Genomic DNA, 16,172 nt, shown 5'->3' on the forward strand with positions numbered 1-16,172 from the left:
GCGACCCTGCGGGCGGATCACCGCCTCGGAGCCCCATCCCCGCCGGGGAGCCCGATGCCGATCATGGCCAGCGTACGGACGGTGAGCCGCCCGTCGCCCAGCCCCAACTCGACCACGTCGTCGAACACCCGGTCGTCCCGGCGGGCCGCCCGGACCGCCGCGTCCACCACCCGACGGCGGCGCGCCAACCAGGCCGCAACCGAACTGTGCCGCAGGTGGGTGCCGAGGCGACGACGGAGGCCGTCGGCGTAGCGGCGGGCGGCGGCCTCGGGTGCGCGGGCCGCCGCCGCACCGGCCAGCGCACCGGAGAGCAGCGCGTAGAAGATGCCCTCCCCGGTGAACGGATTGATCAGCGACAGCGCATCCCCGGCGAGCAGGGTGCGGCCCTGCCCCGGCGCCGGCCGGTGGGTGGACAGCGGCAGATGGTGGGCACGCAGCGCGGTCACCGTCGCGGGGTCGGTGCCGGGCAGCAGCGCGGCCAGCCGGTCCAGCAGGTACGCCCGGCTCAGCGGCTCACCGCGAAGCACCTCCCCGTACCCGACGTTCGCCCGCCCGTCGCCGATCGGGAACGACCAGGCGTACGCCGGCCAGCGCTCCTGCGAGGTGACGATGAGCTGCTCGGACGGGCCGGGCAGCGCCGGCGCGTACCCCCGGATGGCCAACGCCAGGTGCCGGTCGGGGTTCGCCGGATGGCCGAGCGCCCGGCGCACCACCGACCCCGCGCCGTCCGCGCCCACCACCACCCGACCGGACACCTCCCCGTCGAGCACCACCCGGTCGGCGCGCGGCTCCACCCGTCGGACGGTGTGCCGGCGCAGCTGCGCGCCGGCGGCCACCGCGGCCGCCACCAGCCGCGCGTCGAACACCTGCCGGGGCACCGTGTACGCCGGGCGGGGCAACGCCCGCGCCACGGCGCCACCGCCGGGGGCGATCATGCGCAGCGCGGGCAGCGGCGCGTAGCCCGCAACCGCCTCGGTCACCCCCAGTTCGGCGAGCACGTCCACCGAGTGCGCGGCGATCCCGTCACCACACGCCTTGTCCCGGGGAAAGTCGGCCCGGTCCAGCAGCAGCACACTGGCGCCGGCCCGGCGGGCCGTCAGCGCGGCGGCCGCTCCGGCCGGCCCCGCTCCCACCACCACCACGTCGAATTCGTCGCCCACCGCGGGCCTCCCTCCGGCCGGTGCGGCGCGGCCGGTCCGGCCCCGCCGACGATCCGCCTGCGCCGCCGGTCGCTGTGACCGGCGCCACCCGCCATCCTGCCTCCTGACCGCCCGGGTCGGCCGACACCCAGGCGCCCGATCCGGCCGAAAGGCTCCGGCACGCCGACCTCTCATGCCGTCCAGGTGCGTGCCGCAGCCACCTTCGCGACTGGTCCGCGGTCGGAGGCCGACGTTGCCGGCCGCAGCCCCCGCCGCCGGCCCGTGCGCCGGAGCGTCAGACCCCCCGACCTCGCGGCGGTCGGAGACCAACGCTGCCGGCCGCTGCCACGCCGCCGGCCCGTGCGCCGGAGCGTCAGACCCCCCGACCTCGCGACGGTCGGAGACCAACGCTCCCGGCCGCTGCCACGCCGCCGGCCCGTGCGCCGGAGCGTCAGACCTGCCCGACCCTCGCAGGCGAGAGAGCGCGATACCTCAGAGTCATATTTATGACCCTGAGGTATCGCGCTCATCGGACCGGCCGCCACCGGTCGGATGCTCGCCGGACGACCGACCAGTCGGTGCGGTGACCGGGCCGGGGGCCGCACGGGTCAGGCCGGGGTGGCGGCGCCTTCGGCGCGGGCCGCGCGCCGCAGCCCGTACATCGTCAGGGCGGCGGCGGCGAGCAGCGGGCCGCCGTCGCGGACCAGGCCGTCCACGCCCAGCAGCCACCAGCACAGCGGCAGGTCCACGGCGAGTACGGCCACCGTGACGACGACCAGCAGGCCGCGCGCCCAGTGCTTGCCGCGCATCAGGAACGCGGTGCAGAACAGCACCGCGTAGCTGGCCGTGATCCCGGCGCCGATCCAGAGCAGCACGGCCGGCACCGCGGTCAGGCGACCGTCCAGGATGGATCCGCCGGCCACCAGCGCCGGCACCAGCATCAGCGGGCTGTAGGTGAACGCCGCCACCCGGCTGGTCAACAGCCAGCCACTGGCCTCCGGCCGACGCGGCGGCATCTCCCGCCAGGAGATGCCGCCCCGGTCGATCACCAGCCGCGGCCGGTGCCGGACCAGGTGCCCGGCCAGCGCCGGCGAGCGGTGGAGCAGCCAGACCACCGCCGCGCAGAGCGCGGTGAGCGCGGCGAAGCCGAGCAACCCGGGCAGGGGCGGCACTCCCTGCCGGGGCACGATCAGCCGCCCGACCGCGAAGATCGTGGTGACCGCGAGGATCAGCCCGAACGGGCGAGCGACCCTGCGCCCCCGCCGGACGTGCCCGATCAGCAGCAGGAAGCCGAACGAGCGCAGCATCGCCCAGCCGGTCCGCACCGCCAACCCGAAGCCCTGCTCCGGGGCGTACCACCAGTTGAGCAGCTCGACCACGACGGTGGCCGCCGCGGTGGTCGCGAGCAGGACGGTGAGCACCCGGACGGCGGACGGCCGCCGGACCTCGGTCTCGGCGGCCGTCCTCATGGGATCCGATGTTGCCCGGCGGGGGCGGTGTTCACACCTACCGTTGCGGCTGCTCGGCGTCCAGGCGGGCCCGCAGCGCGTCCAGTTCGGCCCAGAGCACGCCGGGCAGCTTGTCACCGAACTTCTCGAACCACTCGGTGACCATCGGCAGCTCGTTGCGCCACTCGTCCGGGTCGACCTTGAGCGCGATCCGGACGTCCTCCGGGGTCATGTCCAGACCCTCGACGTCCAGCGCGTCCGGCGCCGGAACCATGCCGATCGGAGTCTCCACCGCCTCGGCCCGGCCCTCGATCCGCTCGACGACCCACTTCAGCACGCGCGAGTTCTCGCCGAAGCCCGGCCAGAGGAAGGAGCCCTCCGGGTCCTTACGGAACCAGTTGACGTAGTAGATCTTGGGCAGCTTGGCCGCGTCGCCGTCGGTGCCCTTGCCCATCTCGATCCAGTGCCGGAAGTAGTCACCGGCGTTGTAGCCGATGAACGGCAGCATCGCCATCGGGTCCCGACGCACCACGCCGACCGCGCCGGACGCGGCGGCGGTGGTCTCCGAGGAGAGCGTCGCCCCCATGTAGACGCCGTGCACCCAGTCCCGCGCCTCGGTCACCAGCGGGATGGTGTCCTTGCGCCGGCCACCGAAGAGGATCGCGTCGATCGGCACGCCGTTGGGGTCGTAGTAGTCCTCGGCCAGGATCGGGCACTGGGTGATCGGGGTGCAGAACCGGCTGTTCGCATGCGAGGAGAGGGCGTCGCTCTCCGGCGTCCAGTCGTTGCCCTTCCAGTCGATCAGGTGCGCCGGGGGCTCGCCCATGCCCTCCCACCAGATGTCCCCGTCGTCGGTGAGGCCCACGTTGGTGAAGATGGAGTTGCCCCGGTCCAGCGTGCGCATCGCGTTGGCGTTGGTCTTCCAGTCGGTGCCCGGCGCGACGCCGAAGAGGCCGTACTCCGGGTTGACCGCGTAGAGGCGACCGTCCTGGCCGAACCGCATCCAGGCGATGTCGTCGCCGATGGTCTCGACCTTCCAACCCGGGATGGTCGGCTCCACCATGGCCAGGTTGGTCTTGCCGCAGGCGGAGGGGAACGCGCCGGCGATGTGGTAGACCTTGCCCTCCGGCGAGGTGATCTTGAGGATCAGCATGTGCTCGGCGAGCCAGCCCTCGTCGCGCCCCATCACGCTGGCGATCCGCAGCGAGTAGCACTTCTTGCCGAGCAGCGAGTTACCGCCGTACCCGGAGCCGAACGACCAGATCTCCCGGCTCTCCGGGAAGTGCGAGATGTACTTCGTCTCGTTGCACGGCCACGCGACGTCCTGCTGGCCCGGCGCGAGCGGAGCGCCGATCGAGTGCAGCGCGTGCACGAAGTCCGCGTCGTCGCCCATCGCCTCGAGGATCCGGGCGCCCATCCGGGTCATGATGCGCATCGAGGCGACCACGTACGGGCTGTCCGTGATCTCGACACCGAACATCGGGCTCTCGGCCTCGACCGGGCCCATGACGAACGGGATGACGTACATGGTGCGACCGCGCATCGAGCCGCGGTAAAGCTCGGTCATCGTCCGCTTCATCTCGGCCGGCGCCATCCAGTTGTTGGTGGGGCCGGCGTCCGCCTCGTCGACGGAGCAGATGAAGGTGCGCTCCTCGACCCGGGCGACATCCGTGGGGTCGGTGCGCGCGTAGAACGAGTTGGGCTTCTTCTCCGGGTTCAGCCGGATCAGGGTGCCGGCCTCGACCAGCTCATCCGTGAGGCGGCGCCACTCCTCGTCGGACCCGTCCACCCAAACGACCCGGTCGGGGGTGGTCAGTTCCGCGACCTCACGGACCCAGGCGAGCAGTTTCGGATTGGACGTCGGGGCCTGATCGATACCCCGCACAACAGCCGGAGCAACCATGACACATCTCCTTGTGGTCGACGCTGACCGATCTATGGGATGCACGAGTCTCAGCGGCGCGATGCGTCGCCTTCGTGGAAACCTGGGATTGGCCTCAGCGTAAACCGGGCAGCCTTCCGAGTCAGTGGGACTGGTTGTGAAGAACTGCACAAGGTACGGCTACGCTGCGGCATTCAGAGCTATTACCCGCTTTCCCGCGCAGTTTCACGCAAATTTTGTTGTGCACCCCGGCCGACGTGAGTTGCGGTCGGGCGGCGAACCGGCCCCGCCGACCGGTGCGTGGATTCCCGTTCCGGGGCGCGTCAGTCCTCCGATTGGTTACGCTGCGTCCAACAGCGACGCACCCCGCGCACAACCGGCACGAGCGACCACGCCTGCTCGCCGTTGCTACCCCGCTGACTGGTCACCAGCCGGTAGGCTCGGCCCGTGGCCGCCACGATGACCGGGGAGCAACCGGGTCCCCGGCAGACCCGGCCGGGTCTGATCCGGGCACTGCTCGACCGTTTCGGTCACCTCGTCCGCGAGTTGAGCAAGTTCGCCACGGTCGGCAGCATCGCCTTCCTCGTCGACTTCGCCCTGTTCAACTACCTGACGACCGCTCGTGGCGTCGAACAGGTGACGGCGAAGACCATATCCACCATCATCGCGGCCACCCTCGCCTTCGTCGGCAACCGGTTCTGGACCTGGCGCCACCGCCAGCGCAACAACCCGGCCCGGGAGTACGCGCTCTTCTTCTTCTTCAACGCCGTCGGCCTCGGCATCGCGGTGGCCTGCCTCGCAATCAGCCGGTACGGGCTCGGCAGCATCTGGCCGGAGGTGTTCCAGACGCCGCTGGCCGACAACATCGCCAGCTTCATCGTCGGCACGGGCCTCGGCACGCTCTTCCGATTCTGGTCCTACCGGCGGTTCGTCTTCGTCGAAGCGGGAACCCGGACCGTTCCGCAGGTGAAGCACGACCGAGACCACGGGGCGTGACCTGCCGCCCACCTCGTCCGGCCGGTGATCGCCGGCTTCACCGACTGCCCTAAGGTGTTTCGCATGCGTCTTGTCCGTCTGCTGCCTGAGCGCTGGCAGAAGTTCATCCGCGAGGCGCTCAAATTCGGCATCGTCGGCGGCATCAACACCGTCATCAATTACGCGGTGTTCAATGTCCTTGCACTCACCGTCTTTGCCGATGGTCAGTTGAAGGCCACCGTGATCGCGACCATCGTTGCCACGATCACGTCGTATCTTATGAATCGTCACTGGACGTACCGGGATCGCCCGAAATCGGCGCTCCGGCGGGAGTACGTCCTGTTCTTCCTCTTCAACGCGACCGGCCTGCTCATTGAGCTGGGCGTCCTGGCCGCCGCCAAGTACGGTCTCGGCGTGCACGGGCTGCTCGCGCTGAACGTGGCGAAGACCGGTGGCGTGCTGCTGGCCACCCTGTTCCGGTTCTGGTCGTACCGGACCTTCGTCTTCCAGCCCGTCGTCCCGGCCGAGGCCGAGGCGAAGGCCGAGCCGACCTGGCACAGCATCCCGCGCGACGAGTGGGACACGATGGCCGAGATGGACCCGGTCGCCGAGCTGGCCGAATCCGTCTCCGAGCTGGAGGAGTCGGAAACCGGCGACCGCCCGGCGTCCACACCCGGCCCGATCGGCGCTCCCACCCAGGGCAGGCCCACGCCGTTGAGCGCCGGTTTCTCCGCAGACCTGGACGCGGAACTCGCCGCGGAGCTGCACGCCGGCACCCGCCGCGCGCCCCGCCGGTGACACCACCCGCAGCCCGTTCCGGCACCGGGACACGCGCCGAGCTGTTCTTCGAGGACCTCGTCCCGGGGCTCACCGTCGACCTCGGCGTGGTCACGGTCGACGGCGACGAGATGGTCGCCTTCGCCCGCCGCTTCGACCCGCAGTGGTACCACGTCGACCCGGAGCTGGCCGAAGCGAGCCGGCACGGCGGTCTCATCGCCAGCGGCTTCTACACGGTCAGCCTGTTCATGCGGGCGTACGTCGACCACCTGCTGTCCCGCGCGGCGGCCGACGCCTCCCCCGGCCTGGAGGAGCTGCGCTGGCTCGCCCCGGTGCGCGCCGGTGACCGGCTCGCCGTCCGGGTCGACGTGATGGGCGCCCGACCGTCCACCGCCCGCCCGGGCCTCGGCACCGTCAGCCTCACCGGCACCATGCTCCGCCTCGGCGCGGACGACCGGCCCGAACAGGAGGTGCTGCGGACCCGCTTCCGCGGCTGGTTCGCGCTGCGCCCGGCCGAACCCCGGCCCGGGTCCGAACCGTCCGACACGGAGCCGTCCGGGACCGCACCGCCCGCCTGACCCGCCCCGGCGCGGTGGCCGGGGCGGTCGCCGGGGCGGTCGCGGGAGTCCGGATCAGGTCGTGGTGTCCCGCAGCGGCTTGCCCTCGCGCATGTCGGCGAGGATGTCACGCATCTCCCCGTCGCCCAGCGAGTGCTTGTCGTGCTGAGCCTCGACCAGCTCGTACAGGGTGGTCTGCACCTGGCCGACCCCCGGGACGTCGGCGAGCACCGACTGGCCGCGTTCTCCGGCGGACTCGATGGTCAGCGTGCCGCAGCCCAGCAGCCGCTCGATGAAACGCTGGTTCATGGAGTGGTCGTTGATCCGGGTGAGCGGAAGGTCCCGCCGGTCCCGCGAGAAGACACCCTGCTGGAGCAGCACCCGCTCGTTGGTGAACAGGTAGTGCGTGGTGCGCCAGACCAGGAACGGCCACAGCCCGAGCCAGAGCACGGCGACCAGGGCGACCACTCCGATCACGGCCAGCGCGATGGAGCCACCGCCGCCCGCCGGGAGCAGGAGCACGCCGGCGACCACCGCCGCGACGGCCAGCACCAGCACCGCGATCGGCCGGATCAACGCCTTCCAGTGCGGGTGCAGGTGCAGCACGACGTGCTCGTCCTCGGTGAGCACGTCTTCGGGGAACGCCACGGGAACCTCCATCGCCATTTTTCCGACGCGCAGACCGTAACCGGTCCAACAGCCCCGGCGGATCAGCCGCGCGGAGTGGGTTGTGTCAGCCGGGGACCGTTTCTTTCACCGGAGGTGAAGGACGTCGCCAGCGGCCAGGACACGGTCGCCGGTGGGGGTGGTGACCAGGAGCTGACCGTCCGGGTCCACGCCGGTGGCGGTGCCGGTCAGGTCGTCGCCGCCGGGCAGCAGGACCCGCACCTCACGGCCGACGGTGGAACAGGCCGCCAGGTAGGCGTCGCGGAGGCCGCTGGCCACCGCGTCCCCGCCCGCGGAGCGCCAGCGGTCGTACCAGTCGGCGAGGGCGCGCAGCAACGCCCGCAGCAGCGGATCCCGGTCGGTGGCCGCCGCGCCGGCCAGTTGCAGCGAGGTCGCCGGCAGCCCGGTCGGGTTCACCGGCAGCTCGTCGGCGCGCAGCGTCACGTTGAGCCCGATACCGAGCACGATCGCCGGCGGCTGGTCCGGCGAGCGCCCGGGCACCCCCTCGGCCAGCACGCCGGCGCACTTCGCGTCGCCGATCAACAGGTCGTTGGGCCACTTCAGGGTGGCCTCCAGCTCCGCCAGCCGGGCCACCGCCTCGACCAGCGCGACGCCGGCCAGCAGCGGCAGCCAGCCGTACCCGGTGGGCGGCGCCGCCGGCCAACCGCGGTCCGGCACGGCCTCGCCGGGCCGCAGCAGCACGCTGGTGGTGATCCCGGCCCGTGCCGGCGACTGCCAGACGCGACCGCGCCGGCCGCGACCGGCGGTCTGCCGCTCGGCGACCACGACCAGACCCTCCGGCTCACCGGCCCGGGCCGCCTCGGCAACGTCGGCGTTGGTGGAGCCGGTCTCTGCCCGCAGCTCCAGCCGGGACCACGGGCCGTGCGGCGCGACCAACGCGCGCCCCAGCCGGGCCGCCGAGAGCGGCGGGCGGTCCAGATCGGTGTACGGGGAACCCGGCATCCCGTCAGCCTACGGCGGTGGTCGCAGGAGCACTGAGGCGTACTGCACAGCGGCGCCGGCCTGAACCATCGTTATATTCCCTGGGTGACTACCGAGACCGGGACCAACATCCACAGCACTGCGGGCAAGCTGGCGGACCTGGAGCGCCGGGTCGACGAGGCGGTGCACGCCGGATCGGCGCGCGCGGTCGAGAAGCAGCACGCCCGGGGCAAGAAGACCGCCCGCGAGCGAATCGAGATGCTGCTCGACGAGGGCTCCTTCGTCGAGCTCGACGAGCTGGCCCGGCACCGGTCCACAGCCTTCGGGCTGGAGAAGAACCGGCCGTACGGCGACGGTGTGGTCACCGGCTACGGCACGGTGGACGGCCGGCAGGTCTGCGTCTTCGCCCAGGACTTCACGGTGTTCGGTGGCTCCCTCGGCGAGGTCTTCGGCGAGAAGATCGTCAAGGTGATGGACCTGGCCATGAAGATCGGCTGCCCGGTGGTCGGCATCAACGACTCCGGCGGGGCGCGTATCCAGGAGGGTGTGGTCTCGCTCGGCCTCTACGGCGAGATCTTCTTCCGCAACGTGCGGGCCTCCGGCGTCATCCCGCAGATCTCGCTGGTCATGGGCCCCTGCGCCGGCGGCGCGGTCTACTCCCCGGCGGTCACCGACTTCACCGTGATGGTCGACCAGACCTCGCACATGTTCATCACCGGCCCGGACGTGATCAAGACGGTGACCGGCGAGGACGTCGGCATGGAGGAGCTGGGCGGGGCGCGTACGCACAACTCGCGCAGCGGCAACGCGCACTACCTCGCCACCGACGAGGAGGACGCGGTCGACTACGTCAGGGCGCTGCTGTCGTACCTGCCGTCGAACAACCTCGACGAGCCGGTGGTCCTCGACGCTCCCGCCGAGCTGGCGATCAGCGACGAGGACCGCGAACTGGACACGCTGATCCCGGACTCGGCCAACCAGCCGTACGACATCCACCGGGTGATCGAGCACGTCCTCGACGACGGGGAGTTCCTGGAGGTCCAGCCGCTCTACGCGCAGAACATCGTGGTCGGCTACGGCCGCGTCGAGGGGCGCCCGGTCGGCGTGGTGGCCAACCAGCCGATGCACTTCGCCGGCACCCTGGACATCGCCGCCTCCGAGAAGGCCGCCCGGTTTGTCCGCACCTGCGACGCGTTCAACATTCCGGTGCTGACCTTCGTGGACGTGCCCGGCTTCCTCCCCGGCACGGGCCAGGAGTGGGACGGCATCATCCGCCGGGGCGCCAAGCTCATCTACGCGTACGCCGAGGCGACCGTCCCCAAGGTCACCGTGATCACCCGCAAGGCGTACGGCGGGGCGTACGACGTGATGGGTTCCAAGCATCTCGGCGCGGACCTGAACTTCGCCTGGCCGACCGCGCAGATCGCGGTGATGGGCGCGCAGGGCGCGGTGAACATCCTCTACCGCTCGGAGCTGGCCGGCGCCGAGGACCCGGCGGCGGTTCGCGCCGAGAAGATCGCCGAGTACGAGGACACCCTGGCCAACCCGTACGTGGCCGCCGAGCGCGGATACATCGACTCGGTCATCCCGCCGCACGAGACCCGGACCCAGATCGTCCGCGCGCTACGCGTCCTGCGGACGAAGCGCGAGACCCTTCCGCCGAAGAAGCACGGCAACATCCCGCTCTGACGCGGTCGTGGTCCCCTGATCCGCCAACCCGTTCCGGTCAGCAGGACGGGTTGGCGGCGAGGCACATCCGGCGCGCCGCCACCACGGCCAGGCGGCGCAGCTCCGGCTCGGGGCCGTCCTCTCCCAGAGTGAGCACGGTGATCAGGTCACCCACCCGCACCACCGCCGTGCTGGTCGGCGGGGACGCGCCACCGATGGCGCTGCCGGTCTTCTGGTCACGGGGCTGCGACACGGTGTGGCGCAGCATGGCGGACCCGTCGCCGGCGAAGTCCCGCTGGACCACCGCCCACTGGTCTGTCACCACCCCGGTTCCCTTGCGTCCCGCGACCTCGTACGCCCCGGACCGGTGCCACTCGGCGCAGGGAGCCACCAGCCTGTCGAGGTCGCCGAAGAACGACCCGGCCACCTCCGGCGTCACCCGGTACAGATCCTGACTGAGCAGAAAGTCGTCGGGTCCGGCGTCGGCGGCCGCCGCGGGCTTCCGGAGCATGGTCAGCCCCCGTGACCAGCGGGACGTCTGCCAGGCAGGGGCCAACCCCTGCTCCTTGCGGCAGTAACCCAGCATGTCCTCGACGACGACCATCTCCCCCAACCCCGACTGGCTGAGCCGCACCTGCGCCGGCTGAGCCAGGTCGGACGCTTGCAGCAGCGAGTCGACGGCGATCTCGCCCCGGACCGGTGCGGTCGGGCTCGCCGAGGCGGCCACCGGGGGTGGCGTCGGTCCACGACCGTTGCCGACCACGGCGACGGCCGACGCCCCCGTGATCACCAGCACGGCCGTCGCCGCGAGTGCCCCGGTCCGCCGACTGCGCCGCCGGGCCCGGGCCCGGATCTCCTGCGGCTCGGGCCATCGCACGTCTCCCAGGTCCCGGTGGATCCGTTCGACGAATGCCAGGTCGTCACGCATCGGTAGCCTCCTCCAGATCAGAGACGGCGAGCAGCCCGGCGAGCGCGGCACGCCCCCGGGAGAGTCGGGCCTTGACCGTGCCCACCGGGGCCTCGGTCTCCCGTGCCACCTCGGCGACCGGCATGCCCATCAGGTAGTACAGGGCGATGGCCGTGCGCTGCTCCTCGGGCAGCCGGCGCAGCGCGGCGACCACTTCGACGGTGTCGGTGCCCGGGCCGGGGACCGTCTCGGTGGCCCCGTGCCGCAGGTACGCGCGGGCACGACTGCGCAGGCTGCGCCACCGGCTGACCGCGATCCGGCTGGCCACGACCCGCACCCACGCCTCCGGGTCGTCGTACCGGCTGACCGTCGACCAGCGCTGCCACGCCCGGATGTACGCCTCCTGCACGGCGTCCTGCGCCTCGATCCGATCACCAGTGAGCGCGTAGACGAAACCGAGCAGCCGTTGCCGGCTCCCGCGGTAGAACTCGTCGAACCCGTCGACGTCCGGCACCCGCTACCTCCCCGTGTCGGTCGCAGGGAACACGCGCCGGGCAGGGCGGTCGGTTGCCCCGCTCAGGCGATCATCTTCTCCAGCTCGGCGAGCGGGAAGGCGCCCGCCCCGATCCGTTCGCGGACCGCCCGGCGTACCGCGCGCTGCACGGCCACGTTGGCCGGCGTCGGTACGCCGTGCAGCCGGCCCAACAGCGCGATCTCACCGTTGAGGTGGTCGACCTCGGTCGAGCCGGTGCCCCGGGCCAGGCTCTGCCAGGTGGAGCCGCCGGAGCGGTCCGCACCCGCGACCGGGCGCTGCTGAACCCGGTCGCCGCGTTCGGCCCGCTCCTCGTCCGGCGAGGTGTGCCCGATGCGGGCGGCGGTGAGCGCGGCGACGCCCTCGGCGCGTACCCGCTCGGCCAGCGCGTCCGGGATGTCCCGACCGAGCAGCGCCTGGAGTCCGTTGCCGAGGTTGGCGAGCAGCTTGCCGTACTTCCAGCGCATCACGTCCTGCCGGACCGGTGCGACGAAGCCGGCGGCGGTCAGGTCGGCGGCGATCGCCCGGTCGGTGTCGTCGACGTCCGCCGGGTACCGCCCGACGTGCAGCATTCCCGGGTGCGGGTAGCCGTTGGCCACCACCACGCCCGGGTCGAGGTGGGTGGCCGGCAGCCAGACGCACACCGGATGCACGTCGGCGAAGAGCCGCAGCGCGGCCCGCTCGTTGGCCACCCCGTTCTGCGCGGTGACCAGCGGCAGCCGCTCGCCGGCCGTACCACCCCCGGCCACCGGCACGTCCACCCAGGCGGCCAGCGCACCCGAGGTGTCCTGCGACTTCACGGTGAGGATCAGCACCGTGTCGGCCGGCAGCGGGCGGTCACCGGGGCCGTCCACGGCGGCGAGCCGGGCGGTGACCTCGCCGTCGGGCTGGCGCAGGGTCAGACCCCGCTCGCGGATCGCGTCCAGGTGCGCGCCCCGGGCCACCAGGGTCACGTCCCGGCCGGCCTCCGCCAGCCGTACACCGATGGTCCCGCCAACCGCGCCCGCCCCGATGATCACGTATCGCATGGCACTCATTCTGCTCCCAGGCTGGTGAGGAACGGGCCTGCCAGGAGCAGGGCGCCCGCGACCAGAGCGGCCAGGTTGACCAGGGCGAAGAGGAGCACCCAGAAGAACGCCGGGAACGGGGTCAGCCCGGCGAGCTGGTCGGCGTCGGAGGCCGGCATCCGGCCGCGTGAGCGCAGCTGTTGCAGCTCGACCACCGGCCGCACTCCGCCGAGCAGCAGGAACCACACCCCGGTGTACGCGAACGCGGCCTGCACCTGCGGGGTGGCGTACCAGGAGACGGCGAGCACCACGGCGCCGGTGACCAGCAGCGACACCACGCCGAAAGCGTTGCGGATCATGATCAGCATGGCCAGGAGCAGCGCCACCGCGACCCAGAGCAGCAGGGTGATCCGGTTGCCGCCGAGCAGCCAGGCGCCGGCCAACCCGACCAGCGGCGGGGCGACGTAGCCGGAGAGCAGGGTGAGGATCATGCCCGGCCCACTGGGCCGGCCGGCCGAGAGGGTCAGGCCGGAGGTGTCCGAGTGCAACCGGATCCCGCGCAGCTTGCGGCCGGTGAGCAGGGCGACCAGGGCGTGCCCGCCCTCGTGCGCGATGGTGATGGCGTTACGGGCGATCCGCCACGGCAGCCGGGTGCTGACCACCACCAGCGCGACGGCCGCGGTCAGCAGCACCAGCAGCGGGGGCGGGTCCGGCTGCGCGCCGAACAGCGTGTCCCACAGGTCGCCCAGCCCGTCGATCGACATCATGGGGCGCGAGCCTACCGGCGGCGTTCAGTGTCGGTCCCGGGCCACCGGCTCGTATCGTGTGAGACTGATCGGGTGGCGAGCGGAGCGGGAGGTGGCCGCCGGTGAGTGCGGAACCGCTGGGACACCACGTCGGGCTCTGGACCGAGGCCGACTACCTCGCCCTGAGCGAGACCCCGGACCGGATCGAGCTGCTCGACGGGAGCCTGATCGTGAGCCCTGCCCCGAGCAAGCGACATCAGTTGGTGTCGTGGAACCTCGTCGACAGCCTGCGCCCAGCGGCGCGGCCGCACAGTCTCCTCGTCTTCGAGGCGGTCAACGTACGGCTCGGGGTCGACCGGATCGTCATCCCCGACGTGGTCGTGGCGGACACCGACGACGAGGGCACGGTCGTGGAGGCGCCCGAGGTCCTCTTGGTCTGCGAGGTCGTCTCACCGGGTAATGCCGCCGCCGACCGGCTGGTCAAGATGCAGCTCTACGCCATCGCGCGGATCCCCTGGTATCTGCTGGTCGAGCAGGACGGCGACGGTCACTCGCTGCGGCTGTACCGGTTGGACGGCGAGCACTACGTCGAGGACCAGGTGGCCAAGCCCGGCGAGGTGCTGACCATCGTGGAGCCGTTCCGCTGGCAGCTCGACCCCGCCGCCCTACGCTGAGCCATCCCATCGCGACGTTCAGCACCCACAGACCCCCGTCGATGAAAGTTTCTTCAGCAACTCTTGCGATCTAGGGCACTTACCTCCAAAGATGGGCGTCAATAGACCGACGTCCTTGGAGGCAGCCATGGCCCGTACCAGATCACCGCTGCGCCGCGTGCTCGCGGCCAGCCTCACCCTCCTCGCCACCGCGGCGGCGACCCTGGTCGCGACCGCCGGTCCGGCGGCCGCCGCCACCACGCCCGGTGTGGACGTGTCCCGCTACCAGGGCACCATCAACTGGACCAGCGTGCGCAACGCCGGCATCCAGTTCGCCTTCATCAAGGCCACCGAGGGCACCAGCTACAAGGACCCGAACTTCAACGCGAACTACGTCAACGCGTACAACGCCGGGGTGATCCGCGGGGCGTACCACTTCGCCCGGCCGAACATCTCCGCCGGCTCGACCCAGGCCAACTACCTGGCCTCCAACGGCGGCGCCTGGTCGGCGGACAGCCGGACCCTCCCCGCCGCGCTCGACCTGGAGGCCAACCCGTACGCCGGCGGCTACTGCTACGGCCTCAGCACCACCGGGATGCGCAACTGGGTCCAGGACTTCCTGAACACCTACCGCTCCCGCACCGGCCGCTACGCGGTCATCTACACCACGACCAGCTTCTGGAACCAGTGCACCGGCAGCTGGACCGGCCCGTGGGCGAACCACCCGCTCTGGCTGGCCCGCTGGGCGAGCACGCCCGGTGCCCTGCCGGCCGGCGCGCCGGTGTGGAGCTTCTGGCAGTACACCAGCACCGGTGCCGTCTCCGGGATCAGCGGCAACGTGGACCGCAACTACTGGAACGGCGACCGGTCGCGGCTGATCGCACTGGCCAACAACACGCCCTGACCGGGCCGTTCCGCCTGATCCGCCTGGGGAGGCTGGTTGGCGGCAGCGGGATCGGCTGTCACCTCACGGTCGACAATCGGTCCGGCTGCCGCCACGTCACCGGTACGGGTCAGGCCCGCCGTCGGCTCATCGCCGGCACCACGACCGGAGCGTCCTCACGGACCAGATCACTCCGCCGGGTCAGCCGCCAGGCAGCAACCCCGCAGACGGCAATGGCCACGACGCTGAGCAGCGCGATGAGCGCCCAGACTCCCACGCTGACCAGCAGCAGGACCGCATCGCCGAGCGCGACGAGCATCCACAGTGCCAGCCGGGGCCGGGCGTCCCTCCGTCGGTAACCCATGTCGTACCTCCTTCCGTCGTCGAAGGTCAGATACCCCGGACGACGGAAGGTCATGCGAATCAGTTTCGTACCGGTGCGAATCCCGTGGATCAGTTCACCCGGTCGGGCTTGAATCCCTTGACGATCTGGTCGAAGTTGGCGAGGTTGGCCTGCCAGTCCTTCTCCGCCACCTCCCAGCGGATGGCGTAGCCCCGGTTGCTGGCGGTCGCGAAGCCCCGGTTGCGCACGTGGATGCGGGTGTTGTCCCGAGTCTCCAACCACTCCCAGTCGGCGCAGGTCCGGTACCAGTTGCAGCTCCTGATGGCGCCCACCAACTGGTAGTTGTTGACCAGATTCTTGCGGTCGCTCTCGATGCTCTTCCAGTCGGCCACAGCGTCCTTCTTCGGGCTGGGGGTCCACTGGACCAACATCTCGCCCACTCCGTTGTTCTGCCGGAAGATGGCCGTGTCCGAGTTGGTCTGCCCGCCGCTCCAGCCCGGCGGGAGCGGGATGGAGAAGGTCGACCCCTCGTACAGCTTCCAGCCCGGCGGCAACGCGTTCGGGTCGACCGAGGGAGTTGCCGACGTCGTGGGACTCGGAGCGCTGCTGGTGGGCGGGGGCACCGCCGGAGCCGTGGTCTGCGCCGGCGCCCCAGCAGCCCCGGTCGGCTTGGCCTGCGGGGTGTCCCCATCCTTGCCACCGCCGAGCTTCGGCACGATCACCACGAGGCCGATCAGCAGCAGGGCCACCAGGGCCCCGATCAGCAGGTTGCGTCGGGTGTTGTTCGGCTTCGTACCCTCCGACAGCGGCACCGCCGCGCGCCCGGCCGGGCCGACCGGGGGCATGACCGACGTTGGCGCCGGCGGCTTGCGCTGTTCCGGGGCCACCGGCGGACCGTCGACCTCGGTCGGCTCGTCGTCGGTGTCCGTCGTACCGTCGGATGCTGCGCCGGCCGCTGCCGCGACGCCCGCCGTGGGCTCGGCGTCGGCGGTGTCCGGACGGTCGATGGCGGCGGTCGGCTCGGCCGGCGCCGGCACCAGCGCGGTC

General features: G+C 71.7%; 16 protein-coding genes and 1 pseudogene. 6 read left to right on the forward strand and 11 right to left on the reverse strand.

Annotation, left to right across the window (positions count from 1 at the left end):
- Positions 1-17: 17 nt before the first annotated feature.
- The 3 genes from EAD98_RS13780 to EAD98_RS13790 form a co-directional block, all read right to left on the reverse strand.
- A complete protein-coding gene (locus tag EAD98_RS13780; RefSeq protein WP_121654438.1) occupies positions 18-1,160 on the reverse strand; it encodes an NAD(P)/FAD-dependent oxidoreductase in 1,143 nt (380 codons plus the stop codon).
- Positions 1,161-1,747: 587 nt separating this feature from the next.
- Positions 1,748-2,608 carry a hypothetical protein gene (locus EAD98_RS13785; protein WP_121654439.1) on the reverse strand — a complete coding sequence of 287 codons (861 nt, stop codon included), beginning with the start codon at positions 2,606-2,608 and terminating at the stop codon, positions 1,748-1,750.
- Positions 2,609-2,645: 37 nt separating this feature from the next.
- Positions 2,646-4,490: a phosphoenolpyruvate carboxykinase (GTP) gene (locus EAD98_RS13790; protein WP_121654440.1), complete on the reverse strand. Its 1,845-nt coding sequence runs from the start codon at positions 4,488-4,490 to the stop codon at positions 2,646-2,648.
- Between the two features lie 438 nt (positions 4,491-4,928).
- Between EAD98_RS13790 and EAD98_RS13795 the strand changes: the two genes are divergently transcribed.
- From EAD98_RS13795 to EAD98_RS13805, 3 genes are all read left to right on the forward strand, one after another.
- A complete protein-coding gene (locus tag EAD98_RS13795) occupies positions 4,929-5,465 on the forward strand; it encodes a GtrA family protein (RefSeq protein ID WP_121654454.1) in 537 nt (178 codons plus the stop codon).
- Between the two features lie 63 nt (positions 5,466-5,528).
- Positions 5,529-6,242, forward strand: a complete 714-nt coding sequence (locus tag EAD98_RS13800) for a GtrA family protein (RefSeq protein ID WP_121654441.1) — start codon at positions 5,529-5,531, stop codon at positions 6,240-6,242.
- Positions 6,239-6,799 (forward strand): MaoC/PaaZ C-terminal domain-containing protein, encoded by a 561-nt coding sequence (locus EAD98_RS13805; protein ID WP_199723393.1) that lies wholly within the window; start codon positions 6,239-6,241, stop codon positions 6,797-6,799. Before EAD98_RS13800 ends, EAD98_RS13805 begins: the two co-directional genes overlap by 4 nt.
- Positions 6,800-6,853: 54 nt before the next feature.
- Here EAD98_RS13805 and EAD98_RS13810 read toward each other — a convergent pair whose 3' ends face one another.
- A complete protein-coding gene (locus tag EAD98_RS13810; RefSeq protein WP_121654456.1) occupies positions 6,854-7,426 on the reverse strand; it encodes a PH domain-containing protein in 573 nt (190 codons plus the stop codon).
- A 105-nt stretch (positions 7,427-7,531) separates the two neighbouring features.
- Positions 7,532-8,407, reverse strand: coding sequence for a biotin--[acetyl-CoA-carboxylase] ligase (locus EAD98_RS13815; protein ID WP_121654442.1), 876 nt, complete (start codon positions 8,405-8,407; stop codon positions 7,532-7,534).
- Positions 8,408-8,491: 84 nt separating this feature from the next.
- Here EAD98_RS13815 and EAD98_RS13820 point away from each other — a divergent pair, with 84 nt between their 5' ends.
- A complete protein-coding gene (locus tag EAD98_RS13820; protein ID WP_121654443.1) occupies positions 8,492-10,075 on the forward strand; it encodes an acyl-CoA carboxylase subunit beta in 1,584 nt (527 codons plus the stop codon).
- A gap of 37 nt (positions 10,076-10,112) precedes the next feature.
- Here EAD98_RS13820 and EAD98_RS13825 read toward each other — a convergent pair whose 3' ends face one another.
- The 4 genes from EAD98_RS13825 to EAD98_RS13840 all read right to left on the reverse strand — a co-directional run bounded on the left by EAD98_RS13825 (position 10,113) and on the right by EAD98_RS13840 (position 13,267).
- The gene (locus EAD98_RS13825; RefSeq protein WP_121654444.1) at positions 10,113-10,982 is read right to left on the reverse strand and encodes a hypothetical protein; all 870 of its coding nucleotides are present in this window, start codon (positions 10,980-10,982) and stop codon (positions 10,113-10,115) included.
- A complete protein-coding gene (locus EAD98_RS13830; protein WP_121654445.1) occupies positions 10,975-11,475 on the reverse strand; it encodes a SigE family RNA polymerase sigma factor in 501 nt (166 codons plus the stop codon). Before EAD98_RS13830 ends, EAD98_RS13825 begins: the two co-directional genes overlap by 8 nt.
- A 62-nt stretch (positions 11,476-11,537) precedes the next feature.
- Positions 11,538-12,521, reverse strand: a complete 984-nt coding sequence (locus tag EAD98_RS13835; RefSeq protein WP_121654446.1) for a ketopantoate reductase family protein — start codon at positions 12,519-12,521, stop codon at positions 11,538-11,540.
- A gap of 5 nt (positions 12,522-12,526) precedes the next feature.
- Entirely contained in the window at positions 12,527-13,267 is a 741-nt protein-coding gene (locus tag EAD98_RS13840; protein ID WP_121654447.1) for a M50 family metallopeptidase, read from the reverse strand.
- Between the two features lie 101 nt (positions 13,268-13,368).
- Between EAD98_RS13840 and EAD98_RS13845 the strand changes: the two genes are divergently transcribed.
- Positions 13,369-13,920: a Uma2 family endonuclease gene (locus EAD98_RS13845; protein WP_121654448.1), complete on the forward strand. Its 552-nt coding sequence runs from the start codon at positions 13,369-13,371 to the stop codon at positions 13,918-13,920.
- 127 nt (positions 13,921-14,047) lie between these two features.
- Complete coding sequence (locus EAD98_RS13850) at positions 14,048-14,803, forward strand: GH25 family lysozyme (RefSeq protein WP_121654449.1); 756 nt, start codon at positions 14,048-14,050, stop codon at positions 14,801-14,803.
- A 109-nt stretch (positions 14,804-14,912) separates the two neighbouring features.
- Here EAD98_RS13850 and EAD98_RS13855 read toward each other — a convergent pair whose 3' ends face one another.
- Both EAD98_RS13855 and EAD98_RS13860 read right to left on the reverse strand, forming a co-directional pair.
- Positions 14,913-15,200, reverse strand: coding sequence for a hypothetical protein (locus EAD98_RS13855; protein WP_233583815.1), 288 nt, complete (start codon positions 15,198-15,200; stop codon positions 14,913-14,915).
- A 35-nt stretch (positions 15,201-15,235) separates the two neighbouring features.
- Positions 15,236-16,172, reverse strand: a pseudogene (locus EAD98_RS13860) (serine/threonine protein kinase); the annotation flags it as partial.

This window comes from Micromonospora sp. CV4, from assembly GCF_003667455.1.
Lineage (GTDB): Bacteria > Actinomycetota > Actinomycetes > Mycobacteriales > Micromonosporaceae > Micromonospora.

Bases quoted from the DNA above. Each gene is read 5' to 3' on its own strand.
- EAD98_RS13785 (WP_121654439.1), bottom strand. From the start codon at position 2,608: ATGAGGACGGCCGCCGAGACCGAGGTCCGGCGGCCGTCCGCCGTCCGG.
- EAD98_RS13790 (WP_121654440.1), bottom strand. From the start codon at position 4,490: ATGGTTGCTCCGGCTGTTGTGCGGGGTATCGATCAGGCCCCGACGTCC.
- EAD98_RS13795 (WP_121654454.1), top strand. From the start codon at position 4,929: ATGACCGGGGAGCAACCGGGTCCCCGGCAGACCCGGCCGGGTCTGATC.
- EAD98_RS13800 (WP_121654441.1), top strand. From the start codon at position 5,529: ATGCGTCTTGTCCGTCTGCTGCCTGAGCGCTGGCAGAAGTTCATCCGC.
- EAD98_RS13815 (WP_121654442.1), bottom strand. From the start codon at position 8,407: ATGCCGGGTTCCCCGTACACCGATCTGGACCGCCCGCCGCTCTCGGCG.
- EAD98_RS13825 (WP_121654444.1), bottom strand. From the start codon at position 10,982: ATGCGTGACGACCTGGCATTCGTCGAACGGATCCACCGGGACCTGGGA.
- EAD98_RS13835 (WP_121654446.1), bottom strand. From the start codon at position 12,521: ATGCGATACGTGATCATCGGGGCGGGCGCGGTTGGCGGGACCATCGGT.
- EAD98_RS13840 (WP_121654447.1), bottom strand. From the start codon at position 13,267: ATGATGTCGATCGACGGGCTGGGCGACCTGTGGGACACGCTGTTCGGC.
- EAD98_RS13850 (WP_121654449.1), top strand. From the start codon at position 14,048: ATGGCCCGTACCAGATCACCGCTGCGCCGCGTGCTCGCGGCCAGCCTC.
- EAD98_RS13855 (WP_233583815.1), bottom strand. From the start codon at position 15,200: ATGACCTTCCGTCGTCCGGGGTATCTGACCTTCGACGACGGAAGGAGG.